The organism is Paenibacillus sp. 481 (genome assembly GCF_021223605.1).
Lineage (GTDB): Bacteria > Bacillota > Bacilli > Paenibacillales > Paenibacillaceae > Paenibacillus_B.
This window is the reverse complement of record NZ_CP075175.1, coordinates 4,139,515-4,159,433: the sequence shown is the minus strand read 5'-3', so window position 1 is coordinate 4,159,433 and position 19,919 is coordinate 4,139,515. Positions and strand designations below refer to the sequence as shown.

The 19,919-nt window shown below is 46.4% G+C and carries 18 protein-coding genes and 1 other RNA gene; 6 read left to right on the top strand and 13 right to left on the bottom strand.

The genetic code is table 11. The features are described from left to right. The first annotated feature begins 2 nt into the window (after positions 1–2). On the top strand, positions 3–557 hold the full coding sequence (locus KIK04_RS18375) for a M67 family metallopeptidase (RefSeq protein ID WP_269670963.1): 555 nt from the start codon (positions 3–5) through the stop codon (positions 555–557). Here KIK04_RS18375 and KIK04_RS18370 read toward each other — a convergent pair. Genes KIK04_RS18370 through KIK04_RS18360 form a run of 3 tightly spaced genes read right to left on the bottom strand, consistent with a single transcriptional unit; the run spans position 544 to position 4,203 of the window. Continuing rightward, positions 544–1,359 (bottom strand): exonuclease domain-containing protein, encoded by an 816-nt coding sequence (locus KIK04_RS18370; RefSeq protein ID WP_232275039.1) that lies wholly within the window; start codon positions 1,357–1,359, stop codon positions 544–546. The two genes, KIK04_RS18375 and KIK04_RS18370, sit on opposite strands and share 14 nt — an antisense overlap. Then, positions 1,352–2,743 carry a DUF294 nucleotidyltransferase-like domain-containing protein gene (locus KIK04_RS18365; protein WP_232275038.1) on the bottom strand — a complete coding sequence of 464 codons (1,392 nt, stop codon included), beginning with the start codon at positions 2,741–2,743 and terminating at the stop codon, positions 1,352–1,354. The genes KIK04_RS18370 and KIK04_RS18365 overlap by 8 nt, the downstream gene beginning before the upstream one ends. Beyond that, positions 2,740–4,203 (bottom strand): ammonium transporter, encoded by a 1,464-nt coding sequence (locus KIK04_RS18360; RefSeq protein ID WP_232275037.1) that lies wholly within the window; start codon positions 4,201–4,203, stop codon positions 2,740–2,742. The genes KIK04_RS18365 and KIK04_RS18360 overlap by 4 nt, the downstream gene beginning before the upstream one ends. Positions 4,204–4,471: 268 nt before the next feature. On the opposite strand from KIK04_RS18360, the gene KIK04_RS18355 reads away from it, so the two are divergent. Both KIK04_RS18355 and KIK04_RS18350 read left to right on the top strand, forming a co-directional pair. Continuing rightward, positions 4,472–4,918, top strand: coding sequence for a helix-turn-helix domain-containing protein (locus tag KIK04_RS18355; RefSeq protein WP_232275036.1), 447 nt, complete (start codon positions 4,472–4,474; stop codon positions 4,916–4,918). Positions 4,919–4,963: 45 nt separating this feature from the next. Next, positions 4,964–5,644 carry a zinc metallopeptidase gene (locus tag KIK04_RS18350; protein ID WP_232275035.1) on the top strand — a complete coding sequence of 227 codons (681 nt, stop codon included), beginning with the start codon at positions 4,964–4,966 and terminating at the stop codon, positions 5,642–5,644. Positions 5,645–5,717: 73 nt separating this feature from the next. Here KIK04_RS18350 and KIK04_RS18345 read toward each other — a convergent pair whose 3' ends face one another. Together KIK04_RS18345 and KIK04_RS18340 are read right to left on the bottom strand one after the other, a co-directional pair. After that, positions 5,718–6,629: a glutamate biosynthesis transcriptional regulator GltC gene (locus KIK04_RS18345; protein ID WP_232275034.1), complete on the bottom strand. Its 912-nt coding sequence runs from the start codon at positions 6,627–6,629 to the stop codon at positions 5,718–5,720. A gap of 60 nt (positions 6,630–6,689) precedes the next feature. After that, on the bottom strand, positions 6,690–7,298 hold the full coding sequence (locus tag KIK04_RS18340; RefSeq protein WP_232275033.1) for a rhomboid family intramembrane serine protease: 609 nt from the start codon (positions 7,296–7,298) through the stop codon (positions 6,690–6,692). Positions 7,299–7,468: 170 nt separating this feature from the next. Between KIK04_RS18340 and tpx the strand changes: the two genes are divergently transcribed. Further along, the gene (gene tpx, locus KIK04_RS18335) at positions 7,469–7,987 is read left to right on the top strand and encodes a thiol peroxidase (RefSeq protein ID WP_232275032.1); all 519 of its coding nucleotides are present in this window, start codon (positions 7,469–7,471) and stop codon (positions 7,985–7,987) included. 90 nt (positions 7,988–8,077) lie between these two features. On the opposite strand, the gene KIK04_RS18330 is transcribed toward tpx, so the two are convergent. The 3 genes from KIK04_RS18330 to KIK04_RS18320 all read right to left on the bottom strand — a co-directional run bounded on the left by KIK04_RS18330 (position 8,078) and on the right by KIK04_RS18320 (position 9,665). Then, complete coding sequence (locus tag KIK04_RS18330) at positions 8,078–8,467, bottom strand: DUF1499 domain-containing protein (RefSeq protein ID WP_232275031.1); 390 nt, start codon at positions 8,465–8,467, stop codon at positions 8,078–8,080. Between the two features lie 158 nt (positions 8,468–8,625). Beyond that, a non-coding RNA gene (gene ssrS, locus KIK04_RS18325) (6S RNA) lies at positions 8,626–8,806 on the bottom strand. 76 nt (positions 8,807–8,882) lie between these two features. Further along, complete coding sequence (locus tag KIK04_RS18320) at positions 8,883–9,665, bottom strand: YesL family protein (RefSeq protein ID WP_232275030.1); 783 nt, start codon at positions 9,663–9,665, stop codon at positions 8,883–8,885. A 174-nt stretch (positions 9,666–9,839) separates the two neighbouring features. Between KIK04_RS18320 and KIK04_RS18315 the strand changes: the two genes are divergently transcribed. Beyond that, a complete protein-coding gene (locus KIK04_RS18315; protein ID WP_232275029.1) occupies positions 9,840–9,980 on the top strand; it encodes a sporulation protein YjcZ in 141 nt (46 codons plus the stop codon). 76 nt (positions 9,981–10,056) lie between these two features. Here the strand turns inward: KIK04_RS18315 and KIK04_RS18310 are convergent, their stop codons facing one another. After that, complete coding sequence (locus KIK04_RS18310; RefSeq protein WP_269670962.1) at positions 10,057–11,730, bottom strand: degradosome RNA helicase CshA; 1,674 nt, start codon at positions 11,728–11,730, stop codon at positions 10,057–10,059. A 270-nt stretch (positions 11,731–12,000) separates the two neighbouring features. On the opposite strand from KIK04_RS18310, the gene KIK04_RS18305 reads away from it, so the two are divergent. Then, the gene (locus KIK04_RS18305; protein ID WP_232275027.1) at positions 12,001–12,825 is read left to right on the top strand and encodes a YitT family protein; all 825 of its coding nucleotides are present in this window, start codon (positions 12,001–12,003) and stop codon (positions 12,823–12,825) included. Positions 12,826–12,907: 82 nt separating this feature from the next. Here the strand turns inward: KIK04_RS18305 and KIK04_RS18300 are convergent, their stop codons facing one another. The 4 genes from KIK04_RS18300 to pfkA form a co-directional block, all read right to left on the bottom strand. Then, positions 12,908–15,277 carry a glycosyl hydrolase family 18 protein gene (locus KIK04_RS18300; RefSeq protein WP_232275026.1) on the bottom strand — a complete coding sequence of 790 codons (2,370 nt, stop codon included), beginning with the start codon at positions 15,275–15,277 and terminating at the stop codon, positions 12,908–12,910. A gap of 594 nt (positions 15,278–15,871) precedes the next feature. Further along, positions 15,872–16,408, bottom strand: a complete 537-nt coding sequence (locus tag KIK04_RS18295) for an NADPH-dependent FMN reductase (RefSeq protein WP_232275025.1) — start codon at positions 16,406–16,408, stop codon at positions 15,872–15,874. A gap of 192 nt (positions 16,409–16,600) precedes the next feature. Further along, positions 16,601–18,622 (bottom strand): S8 family serine peptidase, encoded by a 2,022-nt coding sequence (locus KIK04_RS18290; RefSeq protein ID WP_232275024.1) that lies wholly within the window; start codon positions 18,620–18,622, stop codon positions 16,601–16,603. 320 nt (positions 18,623–18,942) lie between these two features. Beyond that, positions 18,943–19,914 (bottom strand): 6-phosphofructokinase, encoded by a 972-nt coding sequence (gene pfkA / locus KIK04_RS18285; RefSeq protein WP_232275023.1) that lies wholly within the window; start codon positions 19,912–19,914, stop codon positions 18,943–18,945. Positions 19,915–19,919 lie beyond the last annotated feature (5 nt).

Here is a 19,919-nt window from a genome sequence, read left to right as displayed (position 1 = left end):
TTTTGCAAAATAGGAGCAACCAAAGCCAACGCCAGAGCTACAGTCAAAGCTTCAACCTTTTCCAGAATCAAAGTCAGCGTTCATCTTTCACTGATTCTGCTACCGATCCAATATGTGCGACGATTTGTACCTCTGCAAGAAAGGCCATATACGCACATGGGCGCAGCCAATTGCCGAAAGAATCATGCGGTATTTTACTCGGTCTAAATGGGAGTACGCACTTTGATACGTATGTGCCAATAGCTAATCATGCAGCAGATCCAATCCATTCGTTCAGGCCAGATCCCGCTACATGGACGAATATCGTCATGTCAGCGATAAGCAACCAACAACAAATGATACTTGTTCATACTCATCCTTCGACGCCACCTGTTCCTTCATCAGCAGACGCCGAAGGACTCGTGTTGGCTAGTGGTCTCATGTATGGGATTATCATTGTATCCTTTCAACTTAGCCCTTTCTCGCCGCAGTTGCGCGCGTATCGCTTATATTCAACAGGACGTGAAGCATCCTTTGATCAGCCTTATTTTCAACCGATTCAAGTCAATTACGACTAAGGTACATGTACATATCCCCCAAAGTTGTAACACGCCGCTCGGCAGCCTCTTTAACGAGACACGTCCACAGTTGTGCCGTGACTTGAGCATCGCACAGCGCATGATGGCGCCGCTCAACGGCAATGCCATAATGCGCAGCCAAATGATCTAACGTATACGCCGGTAGACGTGGATGAAGCCAACGTGCAACAACCATCGTATCGATGATACGGTGTTTAAATGGTTTTTTGACGGCTCGCCAAAGGGCCATCCGTAAAAAAGCTTTATCATGCGCACTTGCATGCGCTACTAAGACACGATCACCGACAAAGTGGAAAAATTGACCTAGCCCTTCGTTTACCGATGGGGCTCCATGCACGGCCTCGTCAGTAATGCCAGTCAATTGCTGAATATGGGTCGGTATTTTCATACCTGGATTTACTTCAGCGTAAAATTGCGCACCCATTCCCTCCGCAATTTCCACACCCGCTACGTGTTGCACACCGAAGGCGATTATTTCATCTCCTCTCGTCGGATCAAAGCCCGTCGTTTCCAAATCAAAAACCGAAACGTTTAATTGTTCCAACGGAATGTCGAGCACATCGAGCGAGCGCTGTTGACGCTGCTTCCTATTAAGGGACCGTTCATAAGCGATTCGCTGCCCCCCTGTAAGCAGTTCTGGCCGCGCTACTTGCAGCTCCGCCCGCTCCATCCGGTCTGTGATAGCCTCTCTGTCCAACTGCATTTGCTGCCCAAGCTGAAACCCTTTTTGGCGCTGTCTCCAACGTTCTAACCAACCTTTGCTCTCACGTTTATTATCCATCGTCATACCTCCGTTCACTCTCTTTCATCCAACGCGAAAGCAGAAGGACTGAGCGCTTTAATCGCTGCCTTAATGCCTTCGTTAATACGGCTGGGTCCACTACGGCTGCGTTATGCCAGCCTGTATGCTCACGCTGCCCCCCTGCTAGCAAGCGTGCAGCAAGCAACATCTCCCAACTCAGAATGAGTTGTTGATGAAACGCCGCCGAACTCGACTTTGTAACCCGAATCTCGTTCCGCATATCTGCATTCGCTAGCGCGATAATTCGCTCCATCGTAGAAGTTCGTTCTGTCCGTCCAGCGGTTAAATCAAGCTGCTCAGCCCACGTTCGCGCTCGAATCGCTTGCATAAACGGAACATATGACCGATATTTGAAGTCAAATGCCCCTGCATGCTGACCATGGCGCTCACAGATGAGCTGGCCGAATGCATTACAACTCCGCTTACGGCGCATTCCATTACGCACGAGCGCCTTATACAAATGAGTCTGCCTACCCGCCAACTCGGTCAAGCTTGCACGCCAACGCTGTTCCAATTCAACATCACCATATACCGTTCGCATGTCGAGTGAGATGCTCAAGTAGCGCATACTTTCCCAATCTGCAAGGTGCGACCAGTCCATGACACGAGCAAGCCACTTTGACATACTGCCATTCCATTCAGGCTCAGAAGCTATTACTTTGCCCGTACAAGGCGGAAATCCGGCTGTAGATAGCCCATTTGTCATACGCGTTCCCCATTCCATGAAGTACCGCGTCGCAAACGCCATATGCTGGCCAGCATCACGTGTATCACTGGCATCTCTTGCATCACTTGATTCACTTACAACACTTACATCACCTACATCTCTTGATTCACTTACATCACTTACGCCACTTACGTCACCAGCTACATTTACTTCACTTTTCCCACTAGTTTTACGCACCTCACTTACCGTGCCATCCAACTGCTGCTGCCGCGGCATATCCCAGATGACCCCATGATCCTGATCACTCCATGGCGTCATTTCCTTTCTACCCCCGCTACCGAATAGAACGAAAGCATAAGCAGCTGGGGGAGGTCCCCAGCCGCTGGCAATCATCTCGCTCTCTACTAAAGCTGCCGCCGCACAGAACAACTCATCGTACAGTCGACGCGTCTGTTCATATACATGAAGCACCTGCTTCACGCCATCCTCATGCTCACCTATAACGCTCACTAACTGAGCCGCTGCCGAAGCTTGCGCACCACTTTTTTCAACCGCCGCCATCCACGCCTCACGAATATGGAACAACTCCCGCCACGGTTCACGCGCTTCCACACACTGATCTAGCCGCCTCAAGGCTGCTTCCGTACTTGCTTCAATAGCTTGAATATACGAACCTTTTTGAACAAAAGCACTCATGACAACCTGCCAATGACAGGCCCGCGCTCTTGCTCCTGATGCTCGCTTTTGACCGCGACTTGCGGCAGCACATTGTTTATCGCCTTCATTTGCTCTGGGTATCCGTATTCACCGTGTTCACTCATATCGAGTCCCATAATCTCCTCTTCTTCCGTTACACGCAACCCAATCGTTCTTTTCATGACCGCAAACATGATGATCGATAAAATCGCTACAAAGACGAATACGCCAGCAATACCTACCGCCTGCACAAACAATTGCTCAAAGCCACCTCCGTAAAAGAGTCCAGCTTTACCAACACCAACCGTCTCCACTAAGTGCGGTGCGGCAAAAAATCCGGTCGACAACGCCCCCCATATCCCAGCCATACCGTGCACCGAGAACGCATAAACAGGGTCATCAACACCTTTTCGCTCGAACCATTGCGCCGTAAAGAACGTCAAAGCTCCAGCAACTGCCCCGATTACGATTGCCGCCCACGGCTCAACGAAAGCACACGCCCCTGTAATCGCAACTAGGGCTGCTAATACACCATTCAGCATGCTCGGTATGTCCGCTTTACCTAGTACCATCCATGATACAAGCAATGCCACTACTGCTCCTGCGGCCGCGGCCAAATTCGTCGTCAACGCCACATAACCGAAAAATCCATCATTAACCGCCGTAAGCGTACTCCCTGGGTTAAAACCAAACCAGCCGACCCACAACAGCAGTACACCTAGCACAGAAAACACTTGATTGTGACCTGGAATCAGATTAGGCCTGCCGTCTTTACCGTATTTACCTAAACGTGGCTTAAGCATAATCGTCGCAACCAATGCAGCTGTTGCGCCTTGCATATGAACGACCGCCGATCCAGCAAAGTCCTGCATCCCAAGCTCAGCCAACCAACCTCCACCCCATACCCAGTGCGCAGCGACCGGATAAATGACGACGGTAAACAAAATCCCAAATATAACATACACACTCAACTTTGCCCGCTCAGCCAACCCGCCACACGCAATCGCAAGGGATACTGCAGCAAATGCAAATTGGAACAAAAATTTAATCGCTATCGGCACATCAGAAAAGGCTAGCGAACTGTACACTTCCGCAGCAGTCGACTCGTCGCCGCTGAAGAAAAAGCCTGTCGTTCCGATAATGCCGTTTCCGTTACCAAACCCAAATCCAAAGCCAAACATCCAAAACGTAATGGCACACAAGCCGAACATAAGAACAGTCTTGCCCGCGACATGGCCTGCATTTTTCATGCGTGAGGTCCCTGCTTCTAAGAGTGCAAATCCGGCCTGCATCATTATAACGAGAATAGCTGCAAGCATAATCCATACGGCATCAACCGCCAACTTCAGCTGTGCGTTTGTCGCTTCACCAGCTGCTTGAGCGAGTTGCGGAATAAATCCCCCTATTCCAATAACCGTTAACAAACTTAAAGTCCTTACCTTATGCCACTTTTTTGCCATCTGTATCGCTCCTTTTGACTTCACTTTAATGTTAGATTACCTAACACATAGCTAATGGATTGTTGTCATTATAAGCACGACATGAAACATTTGGCAATCACGTTTTCGGATTATCAGTAAAATAGTACAAAAAAATGACCATAAAATGACCTTTATCAACAATTAAGTAACCTTTAATGTTATTTTATATAACATATAAAAAAGTACCTCGTTTGACTGTATGGTTTCATATCGGGTATCATATACATATAAAGAGAGGTGAATTTCGATGGGAGATGAGAATAATCAACTGTATCGAATTGGCGAACTCGCGCGAATGGCCAACGTCAATCAACGCACAATCGATTATTATACGACCATCGGTCTCGTTCAGCCTGCACAACGGACTGCCACAAATTACCGCCTGTACAATGCTGAAACGATTGAACGTCTGCAACGTATTAATCAAATGAAACAAGAGAAATATACGTTAGAGGAAATCAAGCAATATTTTCAACATTTGAGCGAAGTTGCTACTGATGATATTTCACAGCGTTTAACGGATCTACAACTTCACTTACAGCAAGTAGAACGAGAGGTAAGAGAACTACAGCCTATGCTAGAGCGTTTAAAGCCTAAGCAAGCAGAGCCCCTCTTTAACCGTTTATCATCACAGAGCGCCGCTTGCGTTGAAGTGCTTATGACCGTATTGGACAGAAGCAGCACCATGCTATAATTGCAATTGCAGCTGATTTCCACTTATTTAGGAGGCTGAGTATTTATGTTTTTTCACCCTATGGATTTTTTAATTCTAATTGCATTTGGTCTATGTATTTGGGCACAGTTTCGTGTAAAAGGAACATTTAAGCGTTGGAGCGAGGTTCGCGCATCGAGCGGTATGACTGGATATGAAGCCGCACGCCGCATGCTTGACTCGAATGGCCTGCACGATGTACCTGTAGAGCCTGTACAAGGCGCCCTTACTGACCACTACGATCCAATAAATCGTGTTGTCCGTCTATCCGAGCCCGTTTACTATGAAAATTCGATAGCAGCGCTGTCTGTTGCCTGTCACGAAGTCGGCCATGCCATTCAGCATCAACAGTCCTATCCTATGCTCGTTGCTCGTCACAGGATCTTCCCCGTAGTCAATTTGACTTCCGGCGTAGCTCCATTTATGTTGCTGGGTGGATTCTTGTTTCAGATGTCCGGACTCATTTTGGCCGGTATTATCTTTTTCTCGGTAGCTGTTGCATTCCAGTTGATTACACTTCCAGTGGAGTTCAACGCCAGCAGCAGAGCTCGCGATTTAATGATTGCAGAAGGATTTATTTCGAACGAAGAAGAGAACGGTGTATCTAAAGTGCTGAACGCAGCCGCATTAACGTATGTAGCCGCAGCGCTTGTGTCGTTGCTAGAATTAATCAAGTATTTGATGATTTTCTTTAATAGTCGCGACTAACAACATAACCTGATACGCTAAACATACACGAAGGACCTGGTTAAACTGCTACATGCAGCGCCAGGTCCTTCTGCTATTCCGAAACATCCATTACAGATGAGTGCTTAAAATAAGTTAACAAGAAACGATGGAACGTCTTCGCTACAGGCGGAAGTTTCTCCTCCGAACGTCGGATCAACCCTATCGTGCGCGTCACAACCGGATTCACGACACGCACACGCACAGGTTGCAACTCCGTCGTATGCTTCAGCGCCATATCCGGTAGTAGGCTAACCCCCATCCCAGCCGCAACCAAGCCGCGAATGGTATCGGTTTCCTCTCCCTCAAAACCAATTACAGGAGTAAAACCCGCCTTAAAACACGCATCCCACACGATCGGACGCAAAGAATAGCCAGGACTGAACAATACGAAGGTATCGTCTTTCAATTGTTGCAGCTCGATTTGCTTCTCCCCCGCTAGCGGGTGGCTAGGTGGCAATATAGCGGACAATTCTTCTGTTAGCACGATTTCACCCGCCACTTGGTCACACTCTTCAGGAAAGGGCGAGATAAACGCCAAATCCACCTCTCCACGGACAATATCTCGAATGAGCGAAGGGTACATCCCTTGCTTGAATCGAAATTTCACATGCGGATGTGTTTTGCGAAATGCCGCTACGACCGACGGTATTAAATGAACCCCTAAGCTATGCGGAAAGCCGATGCGAATCTCACCAAGTTCAGGGTCCATAAATTCTTGCACTTCGTTTACAGCACGATCTAACTCTTTTAAAATAGCCTCTGCACGCTGACAAAATAATTGCCCAACGGGGGTAAGCTGCAAATTGCGCCCTTTTTGGATAAACAACTTAACTCCCAACTCTTCTTCTAGTTGATGAATTTGTCTGCTCACTGCTGATTGAGCCACATGGAGCTCTTCTGCCGCTTGTGTGACGTGCTCTTTTTGCGCCACTTTAACAAAATAATGCAGCTGTCTTAGTTCCACGGTTTCCTCGCTCCGATCTCTATATATACTGTTCCTTTAGCTTGTCAACAACCACTACACTTAGCGCGTTCGCATGTGAATGAAACGAAGTACCGCATACAACACGAAACCTGCTCCAAGACCACCGAGATGAGCACTCCAACTAATTCCTGATAGAACGAATGATTGAACGATACCGAGGCCTAAAATGATGTATATGGTCTTGCGTGACGATGCGTCCAACATTTTTCGTTGAAATATAGCAATAAACAAGTACGCCCCGTATATGCCATAAATAGCTCCTGATGCACCCGCCATCAACGTCTCCCAAGCCGACAATTTCAACGCAGCAGCGTTACCAAGCAATCCGCTGAGCAAATAAAGTAACGCATACGGAAACGAACCAAGCAAGCGCTCCAGTGGTGGCGCAAATACGAACAGGGCAAACATATTAAACAATAAATGCTCAAAGCCAATATGGAGAAACATCGCCGTTCCTGTACGCCATAAATCAGCAATATACGCTTCATTCTTATACACGGCCCCAAAGTCTAGCAAGGTTTCTGGATTTGTTGACCCCCCACTCAGTGTAAGGATAATAAACATAATCACATTCACAAAAATTAGCATGGACGTAATTGGAAACTGTTTAAGGTAGCTGCGCCAACTCTCATATCGAATAAATATCAATGGTATCCCCTCTTTCCTTGAAACTTCGTAAATTGCCGAGCTCATTTAATCATCTCAAATCAAATCACAATCCATCACGAACCGATATTGGACAATTATATATTCTTGCCTATATAATGATAAGTGGGTTTTACCATATATTAACCCCTATTTGCAAGGAGGAATTAACAATGTCAGCAGAACGCACAGGCGTTGCTACACTTAAAGGCAACCCTATTACTCTTCTAGGACCAGAACTTAAAGTCGGCGATAAAGCGCCTGATTTTCAATTGAACAAATCTTTGGTGGATATTGTTAGTCTGAAGGACTATGCTGGTAAAGTAAAGCTTATCAGCGTCGTTCCATCGATTGACACAGGCGTATGCGATGCACAGACACGCCGCTTCAACGAAGAAACGTCAACACTCAGCGATAATGTCGTTGTATTGACAGTAAGTGCTGACCTCCCATTTGCGCAAGCACGCTGGTGTGGCGCAGCAGGTGTCGACAAAGTCGTCATGCTGTCGGACTACAAAGACAACAACTTCGGACAAGCATATGGCGTTCTTATTAAAGAACTTCGCCTTGATATGCGTTCCATCTTCGTTATCGACGCTAACGACAACGTACAATACGTTGAATACTTGAGCGAGATGACAGAGCACCCTAACTACGAGCAGGCTCTTGCAGCTGTTAAAGCGCTCGTATAATACGTCATACACATAAAGCGAGAGATGAGTTTCGGCTCAGCTCTCGCTTTCTCTGTACAACATGGTGCTTACTTGCGACCGAATCGTCAATCATTCCGTTTTGTAAGCAGCTAACTTCTTATCCAGAACAGCGTACAAATCCTTAACAACACGATAATTAGCCCCAAAATCTCCTAAACCACCACGGGAAGCCGAATAAATATCGACCGCCGCTTTTGAGGGACTAACTTGGATTACCGATACAGTAATGTCCATCGTCCTACCGGTAAATGTACGTTTCTCCATTGTAATTTCGCCCACCGAAGCAACTTCGTGAAGCACTTTATACCCTTGAATCTTCTTTAAGGAGGACGTAATTTCCTCCCACGCTTTATCACGGGTTAATTGATAATAATGCGTTTTCAACTGAGGGTCTTTTGCACGATCGCCCGTAGATTCATAACTGCGAACGATGCCGACCAATGTTCGTTTGAGCGACAAAAACGTGTTCCTCCTCTTCTCGACAGCCATTGCTCACTTATGTATAGTGTAACACATTGTTCCCTATTGAGTAAAAGACCATTTGCACCATTTCACACAAAAACACAAAAAACACCTTCCACATGAATACTCTCATGAAGAAGGTGGTTGTGATAAAAGAAATACCCGCCTATGCCGTTAGGCCTTTATGTTCCGAACCCGCTCTCGCAGGTGGGTGTCCGCAAATTCATCTTTGACTTCCCTTCGGAGAGGGCGTGCCAGCAATGAACTGATGTTGAACTCCCGGGAAACATACATTGGTTCAAAACAATGAAGGCTTCACGCACATCGCAGGATGTATTCTTATTATAGTGACTTTTGCAATAAAAGTAAACCTAGGTTAGCACCTTTTTTTCAACCAAAAATTTGCATGTCATTATTTGACTGGAGCGTTATCGACAGCATCTAACTTTGCCTCAGTATCTTGTGTGTCGACTTCCTGTTCTTCGTCCAGCTTGCGATTATTTTCTTGAATTTCATGAAAAGCAGCATGAAAATTAAAAAACGCGTAGTACGCGATGACAGAGCCCGCAAATACGAAAAATAAAGCCGGCATGTGGAACAAGCAAAAATATAGCACCATTCCGCTTATGACTGTCGTCAAAATAATACGCAATGGACGAATGAGCGTCAATAAAATGCTATTTTTCACCAATTGAAACGTTCCCATGTGCACATGCGACAACATACTAAAGAAATTAAACAAAGACACGAACAACATAATTAATAAACCGAGCATAACATAGCCAATAAATTGGAACGAGCTTAACTGGGTCATATAGACGACATAATCAAAGTACATAACTACGAACAATATCGTATAAAAAAAGCCGCCAATCATCGCCTGCTTGTAGCTACCCTTATATCCTTTAAAAAAGGTACGAATTAGCGCCGCATCCGTCTCACCCATGACCCATTTGCGCACAACCGAGAACATCGCAGCTGTTGCCGGAAAAAGTGTAAACGGTGCCACTATTGCCATCAGCCAATTCGTTAACAACGATTCGTTAACGAAATTTTGCTGGGAAAGTAGAACTTTAGTAAATAACAAAAAGAAAAATGGTGCCGAACAAAGCAACCATAGCACATTCGTGACCGAAAAGCGCATAATCCACTCCGTAATACGGTATAACCCACCCATAGCTCCCCGAAACTCCAAAAAAACGCCCCCTTAATTCCATTCCAATCTGTCTTTATAACTATAATACAAATGAGCATAGCAAAGCCAGTGCCTATTTTGTCGGATATGGGTGGCTGTCTAAGCGTCGCATGCCGCTCCGCATATGATGTTAACGTAATTGAAATCAGCGCATGCTTACAAGGAGGTTTTTAAATGAGCGGATACGCTTATGGCGGCTATGGTGGATACGGCGGCGGTTGGGGCAGTGGTTTTGGGTTCATTCTCGTTCTGTTCATCCTCTTAGCCATTATCTTTTGTGGTTGCGGCGGCGGCTGGGGCGGCGGCGGTTGGTAATTCCAACCCGCTAAAAACGATAAAGCAACAAAAGGACCGCCACATGTGGCGGTCCTTTTGTTATATTTCTTAACTATTATTCGCTATCTTTCTCGCGACGTCCTTCACCTGTACGGCGCGGACGACGGTCGCCATAGCTTCCACCGCTACGTTCGTTACGCTCGCCACTACGCTCGCGTCCACCAGCGCTGCCGCTAAAGCCGCTGCGCTCACGGTTGCCACCGCTGTAGCTGCGCTCGCGGTTGCCGCTGTTGTAGCCACCACGGTCGCCACCAGTACTAGCGCTACCGCCACGGTATCCACCACCGCCGCTGCCGCCTTCACGACGACGATCGCCTTCACCGCGTGGTCCGTTGTTAGAACGACCACGTCCGTAAGGAGCAGACATTTTACGACCGCTTGTGCGTACGTCTGGCTTACGACGCTTAGCACGAATCGGATCTTCTGGTGTCAAAGATACTTCAACTTCTTTTTTGCCACCTGTCATCAGCTTGAATGCTGCAGACAACAAGTTAACGGAATCGTATTGATCCAACAATGTGATCGCGATTCCTTTATATTCGTTCAATTCGTTGTTATCAAGAACTTCGAGCATACGCTCAGCAACGATACGTTGCTTGCCTTCAATCGCTTCCGCCAAGCTAGGCATTGGCTTGCGAGTGATGCGGTGACGCGTAACACGCTCGATAAAGTTAAGGTGGTCAAGTTCACGCGGCGTCACGAAGGACCATGCGCTACCTTCTTTACCAGCACGGCCTGTACGACCGATACGGTGTACGTAGGACTCTGGGTCTTGCGGCAAGTCAAAGTTAATAACGTGCGTTACGCCAGATACGTCCAAACCACGTGCAGCAACGTCTGTTGCAACGAGTACATCGATGCTGCCGTCACGGAATTTACGCATTACCGTATCACGTTGGTTCTGCGACAAGTCACCGTGCAAGCCGTCAGCTGTGTAACCGCGTTTTTGCAACGCTTCAGCCAACTCATCAACACGACGCTTTGTACGACCGAATACGATCGCCAATTCAGGAGATTCCATGTCAAGCAAGCGGCTCAATGCATCGAATTTGTTACGCTCTTGCACTTCGATGTAAGATTGATCGATAAGCGGTGCGCTTACTTGCTTCGGCATTACGGAAACATGATCCGGATTAGTCAAAAATTGATTTGCCAACTTTTGAATGTTTGGCGGCATTGTTGCAGAGAACAACATCGTTTGACGCGTAGATGGTACAAGGCTCAAGATGGACTGAATGTCGTCCATGAAGCCCATGTCGAGCATTTCATCCGCTTCATCCAATACAACTGTTGCTACATCATCCAAACGGATCGTCTTACGGTTAATATGGTCGAGCAAACGACCAGGTGTACCGATGATGATTTGTGGACGCTTTTTCAAAGCGCGAATTTGGCGACCGATATCTTGGCCACCGTAAATTGGAAGCGAACGAACGCCTTTGAAGCGTGTTAACTTTCCGATTTCTTCCGCAACTTGAATCGCAAGTTCACGTGTCGGTGTCATAACGAGAGCAACTACACGCTCTTCTTCTACGTCAATCTTCGAGATCATCGGGATACCGAAGGCGGCCGTCTTACCTGTACCCGTCTGCGCTTGTCCGATAAGGTCGCGCCCCGTAAGCGCTACAGGTATAGCTTTTTCTTGAATTGGAGTTGCTTCTTCAAATCCTAATTCTGTAATCGCTTGAAGAACCTTAGGTTCCAAGCCAAATTCTGCAAATGTCTTCAAAATATTCATACTCCTTCGTTGTGGACAATCCACAGCCTTATCTGTATTCTTAAGTAGCGCGACATTGGTGACGAATGGCACATCGGGCCGACCGTCTTCTCATATACAATGCGGAGGTAAATCGCTATATAAGGCAATCCGAAACCGCGTTTTTATCGTGTACATAGTTGAAAAAAAGCCTACTCAAGAATATCCAAGTTATTATAACACAATTAGAACTAAGAATACCAGTTCTGATCTTACTAATACTACGTTTTGAGGTGATTTTGCTTGAAACGATTACTGCATGGTATCGTCATCATATTAGGCGCAGCTTGCATCGCGGTCGGTTTCAACCTATTTCTAATTCCCCATCATTTTCTAAGTGGCGGGGTCTCCGGTTTGTCTATGATTACAAGTTATTTCACAAACTGGGGCATCAGTACGCTGTACTTTGCTTTTAACTTGCCCATTATTATTTGGGGCTGGTTCATACTGGGCAGGCGCTTTATTATTTACAGCATAGTAAGCGTCGTGGCCACAACATGGTTCATTTCCATAGTCCCAGTCATGTCTGTATCGGACGAGCCGTTATTATCTGCGGTATTCGGCGGTACGTTAGTCGGGATCGGAAGTGGCATCTCGCTTCGAATTGGCGGTTCTACGGGCGGCTTTGATATTATCGGTTCCATCGTGACACGTTATCACGATATTCCTATTGGTAATATTCTCGTCGGCTTAAACACCGTCGTCATTGTCACACACGGTTATTTAATGCAAGGATGGGAGCTTGTCCTGTACTCCATGGTTTCGATTTTCGCTACCGGTAAAGTACTGGACACGATCTATATCAACCATTACAAAGTAACCGTGTATATTATTACCGACCAAAAGGATCAGCTCATTAACAAGCTGCTTTCTCTACCGCACGGTGTCACCGTCATTAAGACACGCGGTGCATTTACAGACATTGAGAAAGATATGCTTATGACTGTAACGACTCGGTACGAGTTGCCTGAACTAAAACGCACCATCAAAGAAATTGACCCTAAAGCTTTCGTCAATATTGTCGAAACGATCGGGTTAATGGGTAATTTCAGAAGACCCAAAAACTAGAAACACCCCAAAAGACCTCCAACCTCACGGAACACGTGAAGCTGGAGGTCTTTTTTTTTGCCATTCACAACTTATTACAACATTAGTTATGAGACTTAATGACTACATTTGTTGGTGATGCTGTAGCACTGCCTTGACCAGCCCCACCAAAGGTCACAGAACCCCCCGCAGGAATCGTACCATTCCAACCGTTGGATTCAATGATGTATCTTGTTCCGATATGGCTCACGATCTTCGCATCGAAGACCGAAGTAATTTTACCTGCGTAGTCAAACTCTACACGCCAGTTCGTAAGTGGAGTTGTTCCGTTATTTTTAATCGCAGCGGAAAAATCAAAGCTGTCTCCCCACGTCGATTTCGCCACAAACGTAAACGCTCCACTTGTTGAACCTGGCTTCTCGGCCGTCTTTGCAGTTACAGGAGCACTCGCCGTCGAACCGTTGCCTGCTGCATCTTTAGCAACAATCGTGAACGTATACGTTGTGTTTCCTGCAAGACCTGTTACGGATGTAGCTGTGCCGGTTACCGTTGTAGCCAGCTGACCATTGCTGTAAACATCGTAGCCGGTTACAGCTACATTGTCAGTCGAAGCCGTCCAAGTCAACGATACGCTGTCGTAAGTTGCACTTGTGACACTTACATTAGTAGGCACTGTTGGTGCAATTACATCTTGCAATGGTTTGGCCAACGTCTTTACGCTTAACGGCTGGCTTGCAGCGGACACGTTACCAGCCGCGTCTTTTGCTTTAACTGTAAATGCATAGCTTGTGTTAGGCGTTAAACCAGTAACCGTTGCCGTTGGGCCTGTAACTGTCGTCGCCAACTGCCCGTTCGTGTACACTTCATAGCCCGTTACCGCAAAGTTATCAGCCGACGGATACCATTTCAGTGCGACCGACTTGTCACCTACCGTCGTTGCTGCAACGCCTGTCGGAACGGATGGCGGAGTTATATCTGGTGCAGAGCCGTTAATGCCTAAGTCTGCGGCCACTTTATTAAGCAAGGTTGCTCCTGTACACGCAAATCTTGTCGTAGTACGGCAATCGGAATCAAGTTCCCAGATCATGCCGCCACCTAGGCCTTTAGTTTTAATATAATCTGTCTTAAGTCCGATCGATTGCTCGTCATCATATGAAATGTATGTTTTCGTTGTTGGGTTATACAAGTAAGGTACTTTCGCTTGGTCGTTCCAGTAGCGAGTGTAACCATTTTTATTTAAATAGTTCCCTACGATGTCCCCATAATCGAATACACCTGTCGGTTTTTTAGTCGTGAAATCATCCCATGTACCTTTTGGTGCCCAGTTGCCTGCGTCGTTTTTGACGCATTTTTGATAAAGACCGTCACCGTTCGGACCCGGAGCACAATTGCTCCAACCGCGTCCATAAAACGCTAATCCAAGTACGATTTTGTTCAAATCAACCCCAGCACGCTGATAAATGTCGATTGCGCCGTCCACATAGAACTTTTTCGCTGCACTCGGATCACGCGTATCGTTCAGCAAAGCTGCATTGTTGTTCGTCGTCTCGATAAATGAGCCACCATGGAAGTCATACGTCATAATGTTGATGAAATCGACAATCGCATTTACTTTTGCCATCTCTGTATTGTCGATATAAGTTTGGGATGCCCCAGTTGCGATCGTGAGCAAATAATGTTTGCCATCTACACGACCCGCTTCATCTAAATGGCGACGCGTTTCTTCAAGAAGCTTTGTGAAATTAATTTTATCGTTCGGGCTGTAGCTATTGCCGGGAATCGTTTCAACCCCTGGGTACTCCCAGTCGATATCCACGCCGTCGAAACCGTAAGTACGCACAGCGTCAACTGCTGATTTTGCAAAATTAATTCGGTACTGTTCATTAGCTGCTACGTCTGAGAAACGGTTCGACCAAGTCCAACCTCCGATGGAGAAAAGCGTTTTAAGATGTGGGTTTTTCTGTTTTAATCTTTTGAGTTCTCCGATGTTACCACATTTACCTGCTTCGCAGTCAGACCATGTATCACCTGGATACGACTTGGTTACATCTGCCCACGGCTCACCCACTACGATTGCTCCGTTCGGAACGTTACCGCGCTGCAATGGAACTGCTGGATCGGTACATTTCCAAGTGGTTGAATTGGGATTGTCAGCACTTGGGGAAGGATTACCATGAATACCGTTCCAACACACATCAAAAAACGCGTAGTTGATGTGCGTTAACTTGGATGCATCGATGTCCTTCACTTGATAGTTGCGCCCGTAGATTCCCCAAGAAGCAAAGTAGCCGACGTTTTTATATTGGCTGTTGGCTGGCGCTTGTGCGGTTGTTGGTGCAGCCGTTTGTGCAGCCGCTTGCACAGTAGACGCCCCAAGGCCTGTGCTTTGCAGCATCGGCATAAAGGATAAGACTAGACAAAGAGTAAACCAAGCAGAAGTTTTAAGCGATTTCCGTCTGTTTGTTGATCTCATATTCATTATTTCATTCCTCTCATTTTTCGTTATCGTAAGTCCGAATGGACATCGCAGCCTAAGCTGCAATCTAAAGTAGGCTGTTTAGCTTCATCCCTCCTTTCTATTAACTGTGGCTCTCGTCACTCCATATCTGAATCAATGTCAAACTGCGCATGTAATCTAGCTGGATCAATTCTAGTATTTTGTTCGCTAGTAATTGTAGCGTTTTCACTTTGAGATTAAACGGTGACGCTTATCTCAGTAGGGAGACCCTAACAAGTAGAAACGACAATGATAGACGAATGTGCGAGAGTTATTTCCTACTTTACCTTAATTTTCTTGACGGTAAAAGGTAAATAAGTACGAGTTTTGTAGATATTTGGATAGTTATGGATAACTCACACAACAAAAAAGCCTATTCACGTCGGAATAGGCTGATATAACAAGATACAACAAAGATATAACAATAATCTACGATTAAAAGATAGCATTTGAAGCTAGGCCTCTATACCTACAACCTCAGACATAATTTCGTTATTCATACCTTTTGAGGCCCTACGAGACTACATAAGGATGCTTAAGGATGCATGTGGTTGCAGTTAAACATTCATGCTAGATATTACGTGTGCGCTCGGCAAGTGTGAGGAAGTAGTCTACCGTTTTGGTCACACGCTGGATGACATTAGCTTGAGCTGGCTCACCTGACTCTGTAAATTGACGAGCATCGCCACCGAGTGAAATCCACTCTGGGCAGCAAATACCGTGTAAGTTACGAATCACGGTCTGCATATGCGTCAACGAATGGAGCCCCACTGCACCGCCCGCAGAGCTAGCTAACAATACGACTTTGTTATCAAAATGCTCAAAGCCTAAGAAATCAAGAGCATTTTTCAGTACACCGGACATGCTGCCGTGATATTCTGGCGTCGCAAGCACAATTAATTCTCCCGCTGATGCTGCATCTTTCAGCTTCGCTACGTTAGCATCGTCTCCATTGCCGTCTGGGCAATATAGGGGAAGCTGAACTTCTGCCAAATCAATCACTGTTGCCTCATGGCCTTTGTCGCGAAGTATTGTAGCTATGTATTGCACGAGCTGTGTCGTTGATGCTTGTTTACGATTGCTTCCGGCGATTAACGTAACGCGCATGATGTGTTTCTCTCCTTTTGTTCATAGAGTGAGACCATTGTTCTCAAGCCGTAATCATACCGTATATGATGTCGTAGTCATGTCTGATGATGGGCGTGCTTCCATTCGGTATACGAACATGTCCTTGGTCTCCCTTGCCGAAATAATACAAAACATAGCAAGGAGCGTCAAGCGATAATTTCACTTCGAACGTTATTGCAATGTCAATTGATGACCGGAAACGACAAGTGCATATGGCTGCTTCGATTGAGGCACATTGAAACCTTTGATCGTGACGGTATACGTTCCCGCTTGCGGTGTAGGGATATACACATTTTCTACATTATTGAGGCGATCGGCAGACGCACATGAGGTGCTGGCTGCGTTGCTCACAAAGCAGTTCCCTTTAAACACTTGACCATCCGGAGCTTTCACTTCAATATCAAGGTCGTTCACTAATGCTTTTGCCGCTAATTCTGTTCCTTGATGGTCCGTCCACACCGTCGAAATTTTGAGCGGCTGTCCAGCTTGAACCGTTACTTGGTGTGTGCTTGATTCCCCTGTACCAAGCCCGATCGCCTGATCGACGAACTCAACTTTGCGATTGTTGGTCGGGAACAAGGATGCTTCCAAATCGACGCGTCCCCAGCCCGTCTCGCGGCTGCCCCAGCCATAGCCAACATCTTGCGCACCGTTAATGAGTGTACCTTTAATCAGTGCAGAAGAAGGTGTTATATTTTTATTTGTCGTATAAAATTGACGTACGAGTGTGGCTGCGCCTGCCACAGCTGGCGTAGACATCGAAGTACCCGATTTCCGTGTGTAGAACTCATTTGGGCTCGGGGTATTGCTAGATACAGATGAGCGAGCCGATATGATGTCTGATCCTGTTGCGACCACATCAGGCTTAATCCGGCCGTCTGACGTGTTGCCGCGGCTGGATGAAGAACGGATCGTATTCGGGTTGGACTTCAGCAAATTGCCGACTGTCAGCACGTTTTTCGCTCCACTTGGCGTATTGACAGTGTCGTTGGCTGGTCCACGATTTCCAGCAGAGAACAAAATCGTAAACGATTTATTTTGCGCTAAAAACTCATCTGTTTTAACGGCATTGGAATTGTATTCATTGACACGACCGCTCCATGAGTTGGTATGGATACTAGCACCCGCTTGCTGTGCATCACGGAAAATGTCTCTAATATCGGTATAGCAAAATCCGTTGCCATCGGCGCATTGCAAAGATTGAAACACCAGCTTAGCTCCGTGAGCAACTCCTTTGTATTTTCCATTGGATTCCGTACCGATCCCTAATACTGTCCCTGCGACGTGTGTGCCATGTCCATTCGGGTCAGACCAATCATTGTCCCCACCATAGTCAATCGGTGTGGTATGCAATTTCCCCGTAAAATCGCGATGTAATGTAGCCTCGTTACCTGTATCAAGACCACTATCGGCAACACCGACAACTTGCCCAGTGCCGGTTAATCCACGGCTCCATAATCCGTTTGGCGACGATGCTTTCAATTGTCCGGTCACAAAATCATTATCTGCATCATAAATAAGTTTAGGTTCTATAAAAAGGACATCTTCGTGCTGTAGTAGTTGCTGCAATTGCTCAGTGGTCAGTTTGGCTTCAATCGAATCGCCGATTACTTTAATGTTGGTGGTTGCTTGTGTGTTGAGTGTAGAGGTGATGGAAGTTGCGCTTCCTTTGAAGACGGTAATAATGTAGGTGTCTGGCACAGTTGTTAGTGTCTCGTATTCTGATAACGAGTTAAATCCTTTCCAATCGGCTTGATATGGTGTCACACCGTATACGAGCTCGCTGGAGGCAATTTGCTGTGCTTGTTCGCCATTTATTCGGACTAAGTAGGCAAAGTCAGGCACGTAATCGCCCACTTCTGCACCAGCAGCGGTTAATACTTGCTTGGATTTCTCTGTAATGACATCTTTGAATTGAACAATGTACAGTGAGCGTTTGTTTGAGGATGCATCGAATGTTTGATTTTCCAATGATGGGGAAGTTTTTAAATCAACGTTGCCCCCCTTCAGATGTAAAAAGCGCTGAGCGTCACTAGGACTAGCATTAACATTTGTATTCGCGTTCGGGTTACCATTTACATATCTGCCTGTATTTCCGTTTCCATTATTAGCGCTAGCTGAGTACGGGCTGACTGACATTAGCAGACTTAAGCAGACAGCTGCGGACAACACGACCATAATCTTTTTTCTCATGTTATTTACCTCCATAAAATAAAAGAATAGAAACCAAAATCATTCCTTCCATCGCGACTGCTAAGGAGCTACACCCCCATTCTGTTCTACTCTAGTATTCTATTTGAAACACATGTGAGGCACTTATAGCCAAAGCCATAAGCTTTATCGAAAACTATTTTATCAAAACGAGAGAGATAAATAAACAATTTTGTCATAAATATGATTTGAGGGCAGTGATTTATACCACTTTCGCATGCAAATGTGCATGCAAAAAAGCCCACCGAACTTAGCTCGATGGGCTTCTCTATATGAACGAATCCACGTCGGTCGTTGTCTTATTACTGAGACAAACGATTTGCTAATTCGTACAATTCCGTATTGAATTCCTTTTTCGTATTCACGACGAGATCGATATCAGTCGCAACGAGTTCGCCTTTAATAATTCCGCAGCCTTTGCCGGAATCGCCTTCCATCAAGCGACGGACTGCAAAGTCACCTAAGCGGCTTGCCAAGATGCGGTCAATCGCAGTCGGTGCGCCGCCACGCTGAATGTGGCCAAGAACCGTAACACGTGGCTCTACAGTCGGACAGCGTTCAATGATGCCGTTAACGATGTCTTCGCCTTTACCAACGCCTTCAGCCACGATAACAATACTGTGACGCTTGCCGCATTCGAAATTCTCGCGCATACGGTTCGCAACATCATCAATGCTGAATGGAACTTCCGGCACGAGAATCGACTCTGCACCACTTGCCAAACCTGCATAAAGTGCAATGTCGCCACAATGACGGCCCATTACTTCTACGACCGAGGAGCGTTCGTGGGAACTCATCGTGTCACGCAATTTGTTAACTGCGTCAACAACAACGCTTACCGCTGTATCAAAACCGATTGTGAAATCAGTAAATGCAATATCGTTATCGATTGTACCAGGCAAGCCCATCGTCTTAATGCCTAGTTTGCTTAGTTTATTAGCGCCTTGGTAAGAACCGTCGCCACCAATTACGATCAAACCGTCGATGCCATGGGAGCGCAAAATTTCTGCACCTTTTTCCTGACCCTCTGGTGTACGGAACTCTTGGCAACGAGCCGATTGCAAAATCGTACCCCCGCGTTGAATGATGTCACCTACGCTACGAATGTCCATTTTGCGCAAGTCATTGTTCAAAAGTCCTTGGTAACCACGCTGAACACCATAAACCTCAAGACCGTGGAATAACGCTGTACGAACAACCGCACGCACGGCTGCGTTCATCCCCTGGGAATCTCCGCCGCTTGTAAGTACGGCTATCTTTTTTACTGCAGTCATGTAAG